This window comes from Pseudomonas sp. HPB0071, from assembly GCF_000478505.2.
In the GTDB taxonomy this organism is placed as follows: domain Bacteria; phylum Pseudomonadota; class Gammaproteobacteria; order Pseudomonadales; family Pseudomonadaceae; genus Chryseomonas; species Chryseomonas luteola.
In genome coordinates this window covers 16,774-33,140 of the sequence record NZ_KI517367.1, presented here as the reverse complement: position 1 = coordinate 33,140, position 16,367 = coordinate 16,774, and the positions used below count along the sequence as shown (strand labels likewise).

Sequence of the window (16,367 nt, the reverse complement as noted above, 5' to 3'; positions counted from 1 at the left end):
GGTGATGTCGATCATGCAGGCGAGTGCGACATTGCCGATGCCGGTGGTGACCCAACTGCAGGCAGTTTTTCAGCGTGATGCTGAGGCTGACTGCGTGGCTTTAGTGTGGCCAAACCCTTTAGCGGCTTTAGCTGTAGAGCAAGTTGTTGAAGGGCGAAAAGTCAGGGCCGTCTACTGCGTCTCTGAGTTGGCGATGCGTGAGGCCTTGGTCAAGCATCACCAGGATCGGAAGGAAACCTCAGAGCGTCTTGTGCTGCTGTCGGGCTTTGCCGAGACGGATCTGGCTATGGACGTGTTGGCCAGAATCTGGCGCAACGAGCCGCAGCGCATAAGCCCTTGGAAGACCCTGCAGCAGCTGATTCGTGTCAGGGACATTGATCCTCGTTTAACACGCAAGCAGAGCCGTTGGGTAGCTGAGGCGATGCTCAATGGTGTTGAACGCTATCAGGGGAAAATCAGCTTCGGAGAGATTCTGGATGAGGAGACAGCCTGGCGCGCTATCGCCATGGCTCATCTGAACTACCAAGAAGCCACGTTGGATCTGCAGTCGGTGTTGAGTTGGAGCACTAAGGGTGATGTCAGTGCACTGATTACGGCTCTGCCAGGCGATATTCGAGACAACCTTGGGGATTGGTTGGCCCGAGGCCTGCCCGACACTCATGAGGTGGTATCGACGCTGCTTCTGAATGATCAGGGGAGTGATCTGCTCGCCGTCGCCTTGGCGTGCTCCGTGCTGTTTTCCTCGAATATTGAACGTCTGCAAGCGCTTGATTTAACTCAGCTGCATATCAGTCGTGGGATTTTCCGTGAGCGCTTTTTGGGTGGGAAGAAGATCGAATTCCGAGTCCTGCAGCCACTGGGTGAGGTCGCAGTTGTCCTGGTCAGGCAATGGATAGGTGCTCTCGGTTTCCCTAGCTATGCACGCTTCTTGTCGAAAGCAGAGCAGATTCTTGCAAGCTTGGATATGCAGGCTGCCGCCGAGCATTCCTCGCTGTTGCCTTGCGGTTTACATGCTCGCTTTAGCGCTTTTGCTTCTGCCTTGGATCAAGCTCTGGATGGTGGCGACTCCATGGCTGCGGAGTCGGCTTTGCAGCAGATAGAGGGGCATCGACTGGCTGGTTTGGATCGCTACAGCGAGACAGTTGCTCGGGCCAATATGGCCATGCGCCTTCTACGTTGGCTCAAGCAGGCGCCGAACGTGGACGGAACAGCAGTTAGCCTGATCGGTGATTACATCGAGCAAGGTGGTTTTTGTGATTGGGCACGAACCGAAATTTGGGCGGGAGATGCTGAGGAGTCCCTGAGTACGGTTTACCAGAGGCTCTCGCAGCACGTTGGGCGTTACAGGGAACGGCAAAACCAGGCTTTCGGGCAGCAACTGGCAAGCATCGCTCGCGGTGATCATCTGCCTGCTCGATTCATTCCTGTCGAGCGCGGCCTGGATGATCTGGTTGCACCATTGGCCGAGCAGGGGCAAGTGCTTTTGCTTGTGCTGGATGGGATGAGCGAAGCCGTCTACCGGCAGTTAAGTTCAGACCTCACCCGTAATCATTGGTTGGAGCTACAGCCCGTTGGCGCACAGGGCGATGCATGTCTGGTTGCAGCCTTGCCAACGGTGACTCAGGTCAGCCGTTGCTCGCTGATATCAGGGGCTCTGTGTGAGGGCAATGCCAACGACGAGAAGAAAGCTTTCAGTAGCCACCCTCAGCTAAAAAAGCTGGCCTCCACCAAGTTTCCACCGCAAGTGTTCCATAAGCAGGATTTGTCCCAGCCTGGATCTGGCAGTTTGCATAGCAGCGTCCGCGGGGTAATTGCTGGTACAGAGCACCGAGTTCTGGCGGTGGTGATCAATGCGATCGATGATCAGCTGTCCAGTAGCTCGCAAGTTAAGGTTGACTGGTCCTTTGAAACCGTGGCCTTACTCCGGCATGTGATGGAGGCTGCTCGCGAGGCTGGCCGTGTGGTGATCATTACCAGTGATCACGGTCACGTGCTGGATCATGATTCGGTTTACCAGCAGTCAGCCGACGAAAACGGTGAGCGCTATCAGCCGGTTGCTCCCGGCATCACGCCCTCTGAGCTGGAAGTCCTGTTGTCGGGGGAGCGTGTCGTCACGGCGAATAAACAGGTGATCCTGCCTTGGTCAGAGCGGCTGCGTTATACCAAAAGTAGGAGCCATGGCTACCACGGTGGTGGTTCGCTCCAGGAGGTTGTGATACCGCTTGGGGTCTATATCAATGCCGCCACGCGGCAAAGGGTAGAAGGCTGGCGTGAGGTGCCTCGACGACTGCCAGCCTGGTGGTATTCGACGAAGGCCATTCAGTCAGACACGCCGAGCGCGGTTGATGAGCCCACCGTATCTGTCGAAGCACCCACCAAGAAAGCAGCTGGCAAGAAGCAGGCTGTGGCTGAGGTTGTCGAGGACATGTTCGGCTTTGCATCGCCAGCGAAAGCCTTGAGCAAAAGCGCTCCGGTGGTAGGTACAAGCGATTGGGTTTCTGAGTTGCTCAGTTCGCCGGTCTATGGCCAAGTTCGCGATAGGGCAGGCCGCACAGCGATCAGCGATGACCAAATGCAGACGCTGCTGAGGCTGATGGAAAAGTACCGCTGGCAGGTTATGGAGGCGGTGCTTTGTTCCGAGTTGATGATCCCGAAACTGCGGATCCGTGGGTTCCTCGCGGGAGCACAGAAACTGCTCAATGTGGATGGATATCCAATACTTTCAGTCGAACGTGATTCCCAGACAGTCCGTTTGAACGTTGCAGATCTGAAGAAGCAGTTTGAAATTCAATAACTACAGGGTGTAGGCATGTCGATCAGCCAACAACGTCGTCAGGATATTCTGGACGCTCTGCGGCGTGGAACTGTGCCGCAGTATGGTTTAGATGCCTTAGCTGTTGGCTTGTTGCCCTTCGAGCGCGCCTTCGATGATGAGCTGGAAAAGGTCAGTCGAGGTGGAGCAGTTTTCAAGGCTATTCGTGGCGAATACGGCAGCGGTAAAACCTTTGCGTCACGCTGGCTGCGTGAAAAAGCACACCGGCTGGGCTTTGCCTGCGCCGAGGTTCAAATTTCCGAGACTGAGACACCGCTGCACCGCCTGGAGACGGTCTATCGACGTCTGATGGAGCGTTTGACTACGCCGGATATGCCCTCAGGCGCATTTCAGAATATCGTCGAAGCCTGGTTCTACACCCTTGAAGAGGATGTGCTGGCCCAGCATGACATCGATCCGAATGACTCCGAAGCGTTGATCGATGCCACTGATTTACTGATGGAAAAGCGCTTGGGCGAAGTCGTGCGCTCTGCACCTGCATTCGCCCTAACTCTTCGTGCGTACCGGAGAGCTCTCCTAGAAGGCCAGGAAGAGATCGCCAACGGGCTTTTGGCCTGGATGGCAGGTCAGCCGAACATCTCTGCTGCGGTTAAGCGCTATGCAATGATCAAGGGCGACATCGATCATTTCGGCGCGTTGAGCTTCCTGCAAGGTGTTCTAACCATAGTCAAGGACTCAGGGCATCCTGGTTTGCTGCTGGTGCTCGACGAGGTTGAAACACTCCAGCGTATGCGGGGAGATGTTCGCGACAAGAGCCTGAACGCGCTGCGTCAATTGATGGATGAGGTGGACTCTGGGCGATTCCCTGGCCTTTATTTGGTGATTACAGGCACTCCGGCCTTCTACGATGGCCCTATGGGTGTCCAGCGACTGTCTCCTCTGGCTCAGCGTCTGGCGGTCGACTTCACCACTGATGCTCGGTTCGATAATCCTCGTGCCGTGCAAATTCGTCTCCGTGGTTTCAGCCAGGAGTCTCTGGAGGAGGTCGGTCGCAAGGTACGTAACCTGTATGCCGATAACAGCGCTACGGCTGACCGCATTTTGCGGCTGGCAGACGATAACTACATCACTGAGCTGGCAAAGGCGGTGACCGGTAAGCTGGGCGGCAAAGTCGGGATTGCACCGCGGATCTTCCTGAAAAAACTGGTGGGTGAGGTCCTGGATCGTATTGACCAGTTCGAAGACTTCAATCCACGACAGCACTACGCATTGACCATTTCAGATACCGAGCTGACATCGGTCGAGCGCGCTACCAGTGCGGCAAGCTCGGTAGATGATATCAAGCTCGATCTTTGAGCTGCCTGATTGGAGCTTTGCTGCATGAGTGAGTTCGACAAGTTCCACCCTGCCTTGCAGCACCACATCGTCAACTCTCTAGGTTGGAACGGTTTGCGGCCTTTGCAAGAAGCTACCATTCAGCCCGTTTTGGATGGCGAGCACGCGATTCTGCTGGCTCCAACGGCTGGCGGAAAAACCGAAGCGGCAAGCTTTCCGGTGTTTTCACGCATGCTCAGTGAGAGCTGGGAAGGCCTTTCTGTTCTCTACATCTGCCCGATCAAGGCGCTGCTCAATAACCTTGAGCAGCGTTTGAGTTATTATGGACACCTCCTGGGGCGCAGCGTCGCCCTATGGCATGGCGATATCAGTGCTGCGCGTAAGTCCAAGATTGTGGCATCGCCACCGGACATTCTGCTGACAACACCTGAGTCGCTCGAGGTCATGCTGGTCTCCAACAAGGTTGATCATCAGCAGCTTTTTGCCAACGTGCGGACAGTGATTATTGATGAGGTGCATGCCTTTGCGGGTGATGACCGTGGCTGGCACTTGCTCTCTGTCCTTGAGCGAATCAGTGTTCTAGCAGGCCGAGAGATCCAGCGCTTAGGGCTCTCAGCAACCGTAGGTAATCCTGACACGCTCTGCGATTGGCTTGCCGGTAGCTGTAATGCCCGAAGAAGCGTGATCAACCCTCCTGCAGAGAACAATGTGATTCCTGACGTCCAAGTCGATTGGGTCGGGTCGCTGAAAAACGCAGCAGTTGTCATTTCAAGATTGCACAAAGGCGAGAAGCGCCTCGTCTTCGTGGATAGTCGATCCAAGGTTGAGGAGCTCGCTGTTGAGTTACGGTGCCTTGGTGTTGCCACCTACATCTCCCACAGTTCCTTAAGCCTGGAGGAACGGAGAGCTGCTGAAGAAGCCTTCTCCCAGGGTAATGACTGCGTCATCGTTTCTACTTCGACGTTGGAGTTGGGTATTGATGTGGGCGACCTTGATCGAGTGATCCAGATCGATGCCCCGTACACGGTTGCTTCTTTCCTGCAACGCATTGGCCGAACTGGCCGACGCGCGGGTAGCTCTCGAAACTGTCTGTTTCTGGCTACCAAGGAAGATGCGTTTCTTCGTGCTTTGGCGTTGTTACAGCTATGGCGGCAAGGGTATGTCGAACCTATCGAACCGCCCGCGAGGCCAGTGCACATCTATGCCCAGCAAACGATGGCATTGGCGCTTCAGCAAAAAGGCATCATCGCAGCCGACGTTGATCAGTGGGTTGGGCGCATGCCTGGTTTTGCTGGAGTCACGCCCGATGATCGGGCTGGTGTTATTAGCTACATGCTTGGGGCCGGCATATTGCACTCTGATGAGGGGCTCATCGGGATTGGCAAGGCCGGAGAGAGGGCGTTTGGTGAGAAGAACTTCATGGAGCTCTTTTCGGTGTTCACGACGCCCCCCATGGTCAAGGTTTTTTCGGGTAAGCAGGAGCTGGGTGAGGTTCATCAACTGACCTTCGCTGTCCGTGATAACGGCCCAGCGCTGCTTACTCTTGGTGGACGCAGTTGGCAAACGACCTATATCGACTGGCCGCGGAGAAAGGCTTTTGTCGAGCCATCCGAGGTGCGTGGTAAGTCGCAATGGGTCAGTGATGCGCAACCTTTGAGATATGAACTGTGTCGTGCGATTGCTGATGTGTTGATTTCAGATCTCGTGCCAGAGGGCCTTTCATCCAGGGCTCAAGGACTACTTGCCGATCTTCGTGATCAGTACGGGTGGATGGAATCGGGTAAAAGCACTCTGCTCCTTGATGCCGATGGTAATGCGATTTGGTGGAACTTTGCTGGCAAGCTGCTGAACTCAGCCATGAAGGATCTGCTGGCTGATGAGGCAGATAAGCTCATCGCGGACAATGAGTGCATGACTTTTCGGCACGTCTATTCAGCCGAGGCGTTGGTACGTGCTATTCGAGAGATTCTTGCAGGAGACGCGCATAATTTAGCGGTGCTGCTAGATGAATCCTTTGTACAAGAGCTGAAATTTGCTGAGTGTTTAAGCCAGAAGGAAATTGATCGTGAGCTGGGGGAGCGGTACTCCGTTGATAGTGATTTCAAGCAGTTCAGCCGAGTTTCGCTCGCCGTTCTATGGGTGAAGGATGAAGCCTGATATGAAAATTATCCGTCTCAGCGGAGTTATCGAGACGACCGGCCTTGCTCGATCAACAATCTATAATCTCACCAGTGAGGGCGGATTTCCGAGGCCCGTCCCATTGGTAGGCCGCAGTGTTGGTTGGCTTGAGAGTGAGATCCAGGACTGGATTAAGGGCAGATTGCAGCGCGAGATATTAACCCACGCCGATAACTTGATGCCGGCGAGATCGATGACATTTCGCCGTTATCTTTCAACAAGCTGCAATTCAGTAGTAGATTGTCTTCCTTCGAGCTGAACCTCGCTTGTTTGTATCAGTAAGCTGCGCTCGACACAGAAGTTTTGCTCCGCCCAAATGAGCTGCGGTGGGGCAGTTATGGAGATTAGAAATGGAAGTACGTTACTGGGAAGGAGGCCTGCTGCGGCATGAGGTCGAAGCTATCGAGAGCATGCGTAAGGCCTTCAAGGGTGAGCCTGAACTAGAACAACCTGGTACGGTCGCTCCAACGGGTGGTAAGTCTCTGGCTCAGCAGCTCAGTAATCTGTCTCTGAAAGGTAAAGGGGCCGATCATCCTTCTGGTATGTGGCCTTGGAAGGGGTATGCAGGGTTCCGTTTTGCGGACTCGCGCGGTAAAGAAGGCGAGTTCGATCTTGTCATTGTGACCCACAAAAACGTCATCATAGTCGAGCTGAAGCATTGGAATGGTGTTATCACCAGCCATGGTGGCAAGTGGTACCAGAATGGTGATGAGCGTGATCGCTCACCAGTATCGGTTACTCAGAATAAAGTCTTTCTACTTAAGAAAAAGCTCAATGCAGTTAGGCAGCAATTTCCGAAGGGCATTGTGCCAAATATCAAATTTTGCGTGGTCTTGAGCGGTAAGTGTACGTTTGATCAGCTACCCGCAAATGAGCGCGAGCATGTAATGCATCTCGATGACTTCTTGAAGCTGGCCAACGAGCGTCAATTTAATAATAAGTTTCGCCCACATCCCGAGGCGGCAGGTCTGAATCAGTATTTTGATGTGTTTGATCAGCTGCTCAATCAGGGAAGTGTCAAACCGAAGGAACTCATGGTTGACGGGTTCAGAGCGCAGGGGGAGCCGATTTTCAAGCATCCCGGCGAGGTTTATGTTGAGTACGAGGCTGCAAACGAAAATAACAAGGCCGATCGCGCTCTTTTACGTTTGTGGGACTTCAATAAGCTTGATGATGTAGATGCCAAAACCCCAGAGGGGCGGTTCAAGATTCTTTCCAGGGAGCGGGATGTTCTTGTCTATCTTGGACAGCGGGATCATGAGTTGGCAAAACGTTGTCTGCGTCCTATCAGAAACCCCTCCGTGCAGTCCGTTACTCAAGAATTTTCTGAGCTGTGCGAGCTTCCGGCAAGTCACTACCGGCTCAACGAATTCATCAATCGATATGCGCAGAACTATGAGGAGAGTGAACGGGTAAAGTTGGCCAAGATCTTGGTCGCGCAGTTCGCTGCCATGCACGGATTTAAGGTCGCTCACCGTGATTTGGGCGACCATAGCGTATGGTTCTCGCCATCCAGCGCCATTGCTTTGTCCAACTTCATTGCAGCCTATCATCAGCCAGCAGGTACGGTTGGGCCGCGTCGTGATCAACTGAGTATTGGCTCTATTGCTCTTCCAGAAGATCGTACTGATGAAGGTCGCGGTGGTACGCCGTTCCACCGCGACGTTTTCGCGCTTGGACTCCTTTGCTGGCACTTGGCTCAAGCCAAGTCTTTACCTCTCAAGCTGAATGCCGATTACATCGATAGCGTTCGGGATGACATCCTGGGTTCGGATACATGGTACGCAGGCGTTCTCGCCAAGGCGGTGGAGCACAATCCAAGCTCACGCTACGCCAACGCCGGTGAGTTGCTGGACGAGTTGAACCAGGTAACACCAGAAGATACAGAGCAGTTTGCTTTCGATCAGTCACAACTTGAGCGTTTTTCCGCTTCAAACGTCAGGGTTTACAAAATTTATCCGGCGGATGAGGAAATCATTGATACCCCTGAGAAGGAGGTTTATCGGTCGGGTGATTGCATTGTAAAACTATGGCCCACAATCCATGCAGATGCTCCGCAGGGAGGGCAAGGTCCGTTGTTGCTCAGCTTTTTTGAAAAAGTAGAATTGCTGAATAAAAGTGGCTACGGATTTTTGCCTAGGATAGATCAGTTTGGATACGACAGGAGCGGTACTCCTTTTTTAGTTCAACAATTTATTGATGGTCAACACTGGAGCGAATTATCACAGCTGAGCTCGCGACGAGCCGAAGAGCTGATTCGTGATTTGATTTCTGCAGTTGAGTGTCTGCATGAGCAGCAGTTGACTCACGGAGATCTCCATCCTGGAAATATAAAAGTCATAGTGCCAGTTGATGATGGGCAGCCTGCACAGATCTACCTGCTAGATCTTCCGGATCTTACAGTTTCAGGAAGCGAACCTTTTAATAATCGATATAGCCCTCTAGCCGAAAGTTGCACACCTTTCGAGCGTGATAACTTTGCTGTTATGCGTATGGCTGTAGAGTTGCTCGGAATGGACTGGGATCAGCCAGGGGAACATGATCTGGCTGAGCTACGTAAGGCAATTAAGGAGGAGTTACAAAGCGAATCAGGCTTCGTTGCACTAGAGCGATTTAATGATGCTCTTAATCGCGAGTTCTGTCCGAAGCAAGTTAGGCAGATCATCTCAGTAGCTGTTCGCGGAAATGACTCTCTCAATTACGCAATTTATCCTGACAATGGACGCCTTTTTGTCAGCGTCAAGCCTGATGCCAAGGATGCTAAACAGGCTGTTGTTACTTTTAGTGGCGTGGGTGGGAGTTTTTCGGCTGCATATGAGAAGGTCTCGAAAACCTTTGTTAGGGGATTTAAGCCCAGTCAGCAGGAGGCTGTGCCGCACTGGATTGAGCGTAACGCAGACTTTGAGATTGACGTCGAAATTAATGTTGCTGTTACAAACATTAGCAGCCTTAAAGAGCTGTCAGTCTTTATGGGGAGTAATCTGGCGTTTGATGAGCTTGTTGCCAGTATTCTGGATGCTGCTCGTGCTCCCTCAGAAAATCAGGGGGGCGAAGGTGCGCAAAAATCCACCGATTTGGCTGCTGACAGTGATATCCCAGAAGAGCATGTTCCAGAGATAAAGGTGAGGTCTATTCAGACTAGCAAAGTCTGGAAAGCTATTATGGATACAGAGGTCGAGGGGCTGCCAACACTTGAAGTGTCGGGTGAGCCTGTCTTTAATAAAGACAAAACTGGTCTCATGATTCCATATACAGCCAATGGGGAGATTTTAGAATCGTTCGAGACTGATGACAAAATTAATCTCATCAAGAAAGACGGTGAAAAGCAAATCAATCTTGGTGAGGTAGATCTTCGTAAGAGTACAAAATCTGCACTGTGTTTAGTGTACTCAGGAAAAACCAGAGCTGCTATTAAAGCTGATGATGTGCTCTATCTTCAAAGCAATAAAAACAGGTCATCGCTGACCCGACGTAAGCGCGCGATAGAGCGTATTTTGGGCCGTCAATCAGTTGTAACAGGGCTGGTTGATTATTTTGACGAAGGCTGCAGTATAGTTCCTGAGCGATTTTCTGTGCCGCCAACTGAGGAAGGTTTCGCAGTCTACCAACGAGAGACTTCAAGCGGGCAGACTATTGGTCTCAATGATGCACAGAAGGATGCTTTTTCAAAGTTGATAACAAACGGGCCAGTGGGTTTTTTGCAGGGGCCACCCGGTACCGGTAAGACTGAGTTTATTGCCGCATTCTGCCACTACCTGATAAGTGAAGAGGGGGCTAGGAATATCCTTCTTGTTAGCCAGTCGCATGAGGCTGTAAATACTGCGGCAGAGCGCATTCGTGCCCACTGCCGCAGATTGAATACCGATCTCGATGTTGTTCGTTTCAGCAACCGCGAACAGGTAGTCTCAGATGAGTTGCAGGATGTCTATTCCAAGTCGATTGTCACCCAGCAACAATCGAGCTTTAGCGCTGAGCTAAAAAGGCGTTTGTCTCTGATGGCTCCCTCGCTTGGGGTTAGCGCCGGGTTTATCGCGAGCCTGGTTGAGCTTGAGTCGAGGATTCACGGACTGGTCAAAAGCATTGAGCGTCTGGATAAGGATCTGCAAGATGCTGGTGAGGGCACTCTCGAGTCCAAGCAATTGACCGCAAGCCTGAGTCGAATGCAAGAGGATCTGCTTGAGGCGCTTGCCAATGACTATGGTATCTCTGCAGCCCCAGAGTCTACTGCTCGGAATATGCTTGAGCAGGCCTATGCCACTGTTACCGCCAGCCATGGTGTCAGGCCGCATGAATTTAAGCGATGCATGGATCTGATCAAGCTGTCTGAGGAGTTGCTGCAACGTATTGCCACTGATGGCGCTAATTACGATGAGTTTCTGATGCGCGCCAGAACACTGGTCTGCGGTACCTGTGTAGGCGTTGGTCTACCGCACTTGAAACTTGCTGAAAACCGGTTTGACTGGGTCATCATCGATGAGGCAGCACGTTCTTCACCTAGCGAGCTGGCGATTGCCATGCAGGTGGGAAGCCGAATTCTGTTGGTAGGGGATCATCGGCAGCTTCCTCCAACCTATGCAGACGAGCATCTCAAGGCCATCGCCCGTGATTTGGGACTGCATAGTCAGTCAGACGAGTTTCGGCGGATCATGCGTAGCGATTTCGAGCGCGCTTTTGAGTCTGCTTATGGCCGAGGTGTCAGTGCCACACTGAAGGTTCAGTACCGTATGCAACCACCGATCGGGGATCTGGTTTCGGAGGTTTTCTACGGTGGTGAACTAATGACTGGTGCACGGCCTGTGCCGGAATGCTTTTCGAATGCCCCAGATGTTATCGGTTCAATCGTAACTTGGCTGGATACGGGCGTTCTCGGGAAACAAGCTAATCACTCGGAGCAGCAAGGTAGTACCAGCTTGGTAAACCATGCTGAGGCAAACTCCATTATTAGGATGCTCAAAGATATCGAAAGCGACATGGAATTCAGCTCAGCATTAGTTGAGGAAATGACGGAAACCATGGAGCCTCCTATTGGGATCATCTGCATGTATTCTGAGCAGAAGAAGTTGGTTCGTAAAAAGTTTGCCGAGAAAACATGGTCGGAAGATTTCAAAAAATTGGTCAAGATTGACACTGTTGATAGTTACCAAGGAAAAGAAAATCGCATTGTGATTGTTTCTCTGACGCGATCCTCTGCAGACCTTGCTCCAGGCTTCTTGCGGTTGCCGAATCGAATAAATGTGGCAATGTCCCGAGCCATGGATCGTTTGGTTATTGTCGGTGACATGAGTATGTGGGCAGGGCGGAACGCGGATCTGCCGTTGGGTAGAGTTGCCACTTATATTCAAGAGCGTCAGGATGGTGAGCGCTACAGGATCACGTCGGTAGTAAATGCAAAAGGAGCTGCATGATGGCTGGTGAAGTTTTGGTTTTATTTGAAGTTGATATCTGTGTGCCAGCGCAGCAGTTCAGAATTGAGTATTCTCTGATTGAGAAGGGGGGGCTCCCATTCGTTTCTGAGTTCTTGCTGCGTTTGTTGAAAGTCTCTCCTTTGATATCGGCTGATATAGCTAGATACTTCGGTTTTACTTCGAAAGAATTGAGTACGGCACTGACACCCTTTTTCCAGAATGGCGAGGTTTCTGTCCAGTCAGATGGGCGGATTGCTCTTTCAGAGAAAGGGCTTCGACTTTTTTCAGGAAATGAAGATTCTCCTAGCGTCAAGTCTAGGCAGGAGTATCGAAGATCATTCACTTTTGACTTGCTAACGTTCTCCTATCTTGGAGGGAGGATTTCATCGGCAAGTACAAAGCGAGCAGTCCTTCTAGATGCCGGTGTTGAAGTTAGGGCTGTTTCACAGCAAAGGGCCGTTGGCGCATTTCAGAATAATTTGCACGAGATATTTCGTCGCGGTGATTTGACAGGACAGGATCAGCAAGATTCTGTCCCGGAGTTGTACAAAATAAGCGATGTGAGGAAGAGCTCAGATGTGTGCTTTCTTGTTGAGGAAGCATTGTGCCTTGATGCAGATAGTCTCGATTTGAGTTTTGAGGTGAAAAAGGGGATAGCCGAGGAAGAGGAGTATTTTGAGCGCCGTGCATCTATGCTGCATAGCCTTAATGGGCGCGACAATCTTGATGATGTTGTTCGATTGGCAGATAGGTTAGGCGATTCAGAAACGATTGATACTCTTTCGAGTGGATGGATGGATTTCAGAGGGGTTGCTCAACGTGCTTTGTCGTTTGGTTTGGATGAGCGCCGTGGCGATGTAAGAATCTATGGCTCTTTGCAGCTGAATAGAAATTGGGATCAGGTGTGTTCCCTATTGAAAAAGCACCATGAGAAAACTTCTGATTCTGAGCGTGAGGTTGCCACAAGACTTACCTGGCTCGCTCCATGCTCCCATGGGTTGTGGGGTAAAAGCTCTCGCCATGGTCAAGCTTTAAGTAAGTTCGTTGAGTTTGCGGGTTTGAAAAGCAAGCGAAACGACAGGCATGCTTTTGAGGTAGAGATTCTGATTCCCCTGTCGTCTAGCAAAGATTGGCAGTCGAAAAAGGCTGCTAATAACGATTGCGCAGAAGCGAAAGAGTATTTGCACGGTTTTGTTGAGTCTGAAACCTTGGCGCCTCTAGAGGTCTTTATGCTGAGCGGCTGCTTTGCAGTAGTTATCTATCATCTTGTGGTGCCTGACCGTTACCCTGTGCCAATTCCGTTTGGATATATCACTGAGGATCCAGTTCGCGTGAGGAATGTTGAGGGGCTAGTTAGGTCTATTCTTGATGAGTACAGTTCTGAAAATAAGCCAAGGTACTTGGGGAGGTTGGCTGACCTGAACGGCAACAAGTAGAGGTGCTTTATTCGTCCCCGATGCTTAGGGAAATCCTGAAGAAGACTTTCCGTTTCTGGTGAAATACGCCGATCCCGTTGCCTGAGTTTACCGATGAAGCAGATGACCTTTGCCGACGCCGAGTACGCCGGCAAGCGCAAGCAGACCCGTAACGAGTTGTTCCTGATCGAGATGGATCAGGTGGTGCCGTGGAGGGGTTTGGTTGCCCTGATCGAGCCGCACTACCCCAAGGGTGAAGGCGGCCGTCCGGCGTATCCGCTGATGGCGATGCTGCGTGTACATCTGATGCAGAACTGGTTCGGCTACAGCGATCCGGCGATGGAGGAGGCGCTGTACGAGACCACGATCTTACGCCAGTTTGCCGGGCTGAACCTGGAGCGTATTCCCGACGAAACCACCATCCTCAATTTCCTTCGTTTGCTGGAGAAGCACGAGTTAGCGGCTGGGATTCTGGCGGTGATCAATGGTTACCTAGGTGACCGGGGCCTGTCGCTGCGCCAGGGCACCATCGTCGATGCCACGCTGATCCATGCGCCGAGTTCGACCAAGAATCAGGATGGCAAGCGCGACCCGGAGATGCACCAGACGAAGAAGGGAAACCAGTATTACTTCGGCATGAAGGCCCACATCGGCGCCGACGCCGAGTCTGGCCTGGTGCATAGCGTGGCGGGCACGCCGGCCAACGTGGCCTGTGCTGACGCGGGATACAAGCGCCCCGAGGGTGAAGGGCGCGAGGTCATCTGGCAGATCGCAGCCCCGAGCAGCAGCTACACGCATTTGAGCAAACGCAGTGCCCTTTACAAGGCCAAGCGCAAGATCGAGAACAGCCAAGGCGCAGACACGATCCAAAGTCGAGCATCCGTTCAGGGTGATTAAGCGGCAGCACCTGCGACACCGTCTGTCGCCTGCTTCGATTAGCTTGACTGCACCAATTAGTTACGAGCGTTCGAGATGCCAAGACAACCCCACCCCTTTACCTTCATGTGCACCCGTTGCTCCTGGACAAAAACTACTATCCCGCTAAGTGATGCGCTTGTCATAGGGCGCGACTGGTTCGCCCAGTGTCCTAAGTGTGGAAACGAGTCGCTGAAGCACGTACCTGCTTCGCAGCGGGAGATACTAAAGGCCCGGCTCGAGCAGTTCTTCCGGTTGCATTCGTGAAGTGAGGGTGGCTGAGCGCCTGCTGAGGTTGCGTTTAGTTCTTCTCGGGCTTGCTTCGCCCGGTATGGCGTTACAGCGCAACCAACGAGGCGTGCTGGAGCTGGCCCCCCACGGCGTATGAGCTCGAGACTTGATGCGTTTCCTTCGCTGCTGCACTTGTGTGATGGCGCTGTGATATCGTGGCTTGATACGATTGCTGTATTTGACGCTGCGATTCTGGCGCGCAAGCAGACCTTAAGGATTTCTATGTCTGAAGCGAAGGATACGCTACTCCGGCTTTTCGCTCTGCTACGGTTGATTCCAACCGAGCCTCGACGGATTGCTACGCCTACCTTGTTGGAGAAATTAAGGGACCGTGGCTTCTCTGTCACGCTCCGGTCAATTCAGCGCGACCTGCATCGACTCTCTACACCGTTCTCTCTGCAATGCGACGACAGCGAGACGCCTTTTCGCTGGAGCTTCACTCGCAATGCGCCGCTGAACCTCTTGGAGATGGATACGCCAACCGCATTGGCGCTCTATTTGTCCGAAAGCCATCTTGCGACGCTTCTTCCCCAAGGTGTGATTGATCAGTTGCGCCCGCAGTTTCACAGAGCTCGCAACTACCTCGACGGTCTGGGTCGGAACGGTCTGGCGGACTGGGCGCGTCGTGTACGGGCATTGCCCAACGGCAAAACGCTGTTGCCGGCACAGCTGGTACCTGGCGTATGGGGAATCGTGTCTGAGGCGCTATTGACGCAGAGACAGCTTCAAATTGGCTATTGCAGCCGCAGCAAGGAGGCGCTGACGAGTCTCCGAATATATCCAGCAGGCCTAGTTTCCCGCCACTCTATCAGCTACCTGCTGGGTTCCGTCGAGGGCTACGGTGATCTCCGCCAATTTGCGCTTCACCGTATTCACCAAGCCGAAATCCTCAACCTCGCTGCCGATCGTCATCAAGACTTCGATGTTGACCGATACATCGCGAGTGGCGTTTTCAATTTACGCGAGGGCGATGAGCAGGTCGAACTCATTGCCGATGTCCACCCTCAGCTCGCCGCCCTGCTGAGAGAGACGCCGTTGAGCTGTGAGCAAACTATTAGCGTGCGCTCCGGTAGTGATTGGCCACGGCTCGTCGCACATGTGCCGCTGGATAGGGAAACGCTTTGGTGGATTTTCGGGCTGAACGACCAGATTCACGTACATGCGCCCCAAGTCTGGGTGGACGAAATCAGGCAGCGACTTGAGTCTCTGCGCAAGATGTACCGAACGACCGAAAGCGGGACCGATACGCCGCTGCGTTAGGTTTTGCTGCGGAAAGACTTGAACTGATCTACAAGCCTCAAGAACGAGCGAAACATGCCGAATCTTGAGTCTGAAAGCATTTTTCGAGGCCGCTTCAGCTTTTCTTTCCAAGGCTGATCGACTTTTTGTACAGAGCCTAGAGCACCCTAATCGCCCGGCTAGACCGCTGCGCAATTTAATTAGAGAGCATGATAATGACCAGCACCGCCGAAAATTTCAGCCGCTTATATAGCGATGTGTCCCAGAGCATAGCCAATGCCATGGCGGACATTGCTGAGCTAAAGGTGGACCATAAAGACGGCCAGCAACAACTGAGCAACATGATGCTCAGACTTCGTGGAATACAGGAAGGGTTCGATCAGGAATTGGAGTTTCTTGAAGAGCATGCTGAATGGGACAGATTCACCATGGCGTTCTTTGGTGAAACAAACGCGGGCAAGAGCACAATCATCGAATCGCTTCGGATCCTGTTCAAGGAGGAGTCACGCCGGAAGCTTTTGGAGGAGAACGATCAAAACCTCGCTTCCTTCGAGTGCGCGCTGCTTGAACACATTGAAAGGGTGCGTGCCGGACTGAACAAAGTTTACGCCGAGCACGCCGCCGAGATTGCATCCATTCGCGAGAGCACAAGGCAGCTTTCCGCGATTGTTCAAGATGAGGCGGAGGCTCGCCTGAAGATTGCTCGGGAAGATATGAGCGCAAGAGTCAGGCGAATGCTGGCGCTCGCTGCGGCGGCAGGTCTCGCAGCTGGAGCAGGCGCTTATGCAATCTTCAGCATGCTGATCGGGGGTTGAG

8 protein-coding genes and 1 pseudogene are annotated in these 16,367 nt (G+C 52.6%); all 9 read left to right on the top strand.

Annotated elements, in window-relative coordinates; genetic code table 11:
- The first annotated feature begins 4 nt into the window (after positions 1–4).
- The 9 genes and pseudogenes from pglZ (at position 5) to HMPREF1487_RS27185 (ending at position 16,366) form a co-directional block, all read left to right on the top strand.
- On the top strand, positions 5–2,794 hold the full coding sequence (pglZ, locus tag HMPREF1487_RS00120) for a BREX-2 system phosphatase PglZ (protein ID WP_010794553.1): 2,790 nt from the start codon (positions 5–7) through the stop codon (positions 2,792–2,794).
- Between the two features lie 15 nt (positions 2,795–2,809).
- The gene (gene brxD / locus HMPREF1487_RS00115) at positions 2,810–4,129 is read left to right on the top strand and encodes a BREX system ATP-binding protein BrxD (RefSeq protein WP_010794552.1); all 1,320 of its coding nucleotides are present in this window, start codon (positions 2,810–2,812) and stop codon (positions 4,127–4,129) included.
- 24 nt (positions 4,130–4,153) lie between these two features.
- Positions 4,154–6,265 (top strand): DEAD/DEAH box helicase, encoded by a 2,112-nt coding sequence (locus tag HMPREF1487_RS00110; RefSeq protein WP_010794551.1) that lies wholly within the window; start codon positions 4,154–4,156, stop codon positions 6,263–6,265.
- The gene (locus HMPREF1487_RS26620; RefSeq protein WP_371106359.1) at positions 6,255–6,545 is read left to right on the top strand and encodes an AlpA family transcriptional regulator; all 291 of its coding nucleotides are present in this window, start codon (positions 6,255–6,257) and stop codon (positions 6,543–6,545) included. The genes HMPREF1487_RS00110 and HMPREF1487_RS26620 overlap by 11 nt, the downstream gene beginning before the upstream one ends.
- 91 nt (positions 6,546–6,636) lie before the next feature.
- The gene (locus tag HMPREF1487_RS00100; protein ID WP_010794550.1) at positions 6,637–11,691 is read left to right on the top strand and encodes an AAA domain-containing protein; all 5,055 of its coding nucleotides are present in this window, start codon (positions 6,637–6,639) and stop codon (positions 11,689–11,691) included.
- Positions 11,688–13,127, top strand: a complete 1,440-nt coding sequence (locus HMPREF1487_RS00095) for a hypothetical protein (protein ID WP_154982399.1) — start codon at positions 11,688–11,690, stop codon at positions 13,125–13,127. Before HMPREF1487_RS00100 ends, HMPREF1487_RS00095 begins: the two co-directional genes overlap by 4 nt.
- Positions 13,128–13,220: 93 nt before the next feature.
- Positions 13,221–14,010: pseudogene (locus tag HMPREF1487_RS00090) on the top strand (IS5 family transposase); the annotation flags it as partial.
- 524 nt (positions 14,011–14,534) lie between these two features.
- Positions 14,535–15,572 (top strand): helix-turn-helix transcriptional regulator, encoded by a 1,038-nt coding sequence (locus HMPREF1487_RS00085; RefSeq protein ID WP_010794547.1) that lies wholly within the window; start codon positions 14,535–14,537, stop codon positions 15,570–15,572.
- A 194-nt stretch (positions 15,573–15,766) separates the two neighbouring features.
- Entirely contained in the window at positions 15,767–16,366 is a 600-nt protein-coding gene (locus HMPREF1487_RS27185) for an OLD family protein (protein WP_003298470.1), read from the top strand.
- The last annotated feature ends 1 nt before the right edge of the window (position 16,367 follow it).

Coding starts and splice junctions, on each gene's coding strand:
- pglZ (WP_010794553.1), top strand. CDS start 5: ATGTCGATCATGCAGGCGAGTGCGACATTGCCGATGCCGGTGGTGACC.
- brxD (WP_010794552.1), top strand. CDS start 2,810: ATGTCGATCAGCCAACAACGTCGTCAGGATATTCTGGACGCTCTGCGG.
- HMPREF1487_RS00110 (WP_010794551.1), top strand. CDS start 4,154: ATGAGTGAGTTCGACAAGTTCCACCCTGCCTTGCAGCACCACATCGTC.
- HMPREF1487_RS26620 (WP_371106359.1), top strand. CDS start 6,255: ATGAAGCCTGATATGAAAATTATCCGTCTCAGCGGAGTTATCGAGACG.
- HMPREF1487_RS00100 (WP_010794550.1), top strand. CDS start 6,637: ATGGAAGTACGTTACTGGGAAGGAGGCCTGCTGCGGCATGAGGTCGAA.
- HMPREF1487_RS00095 (WP_154982399.1), top strand. CDS start 11,688: ATGATGGCTGGTGAAGTTTTGGTTTTATTTGAAGTTGATATCTGTGTG.
- HMPREF1487_RS00085 (WP_010794547.1), top strand. CDS start 14,535: ATGTCTGAAGCGAAGGATACGCTACTCCGGCTTTTCGCTCTGCTACGG.
- HMPREF1487_RS27185 (WP_003298470.1), top strand. CDS start 15,767: ATGACCAGCACCGCCGAAAATTTCAGCCGCTTATATAGCGATGTGTCC.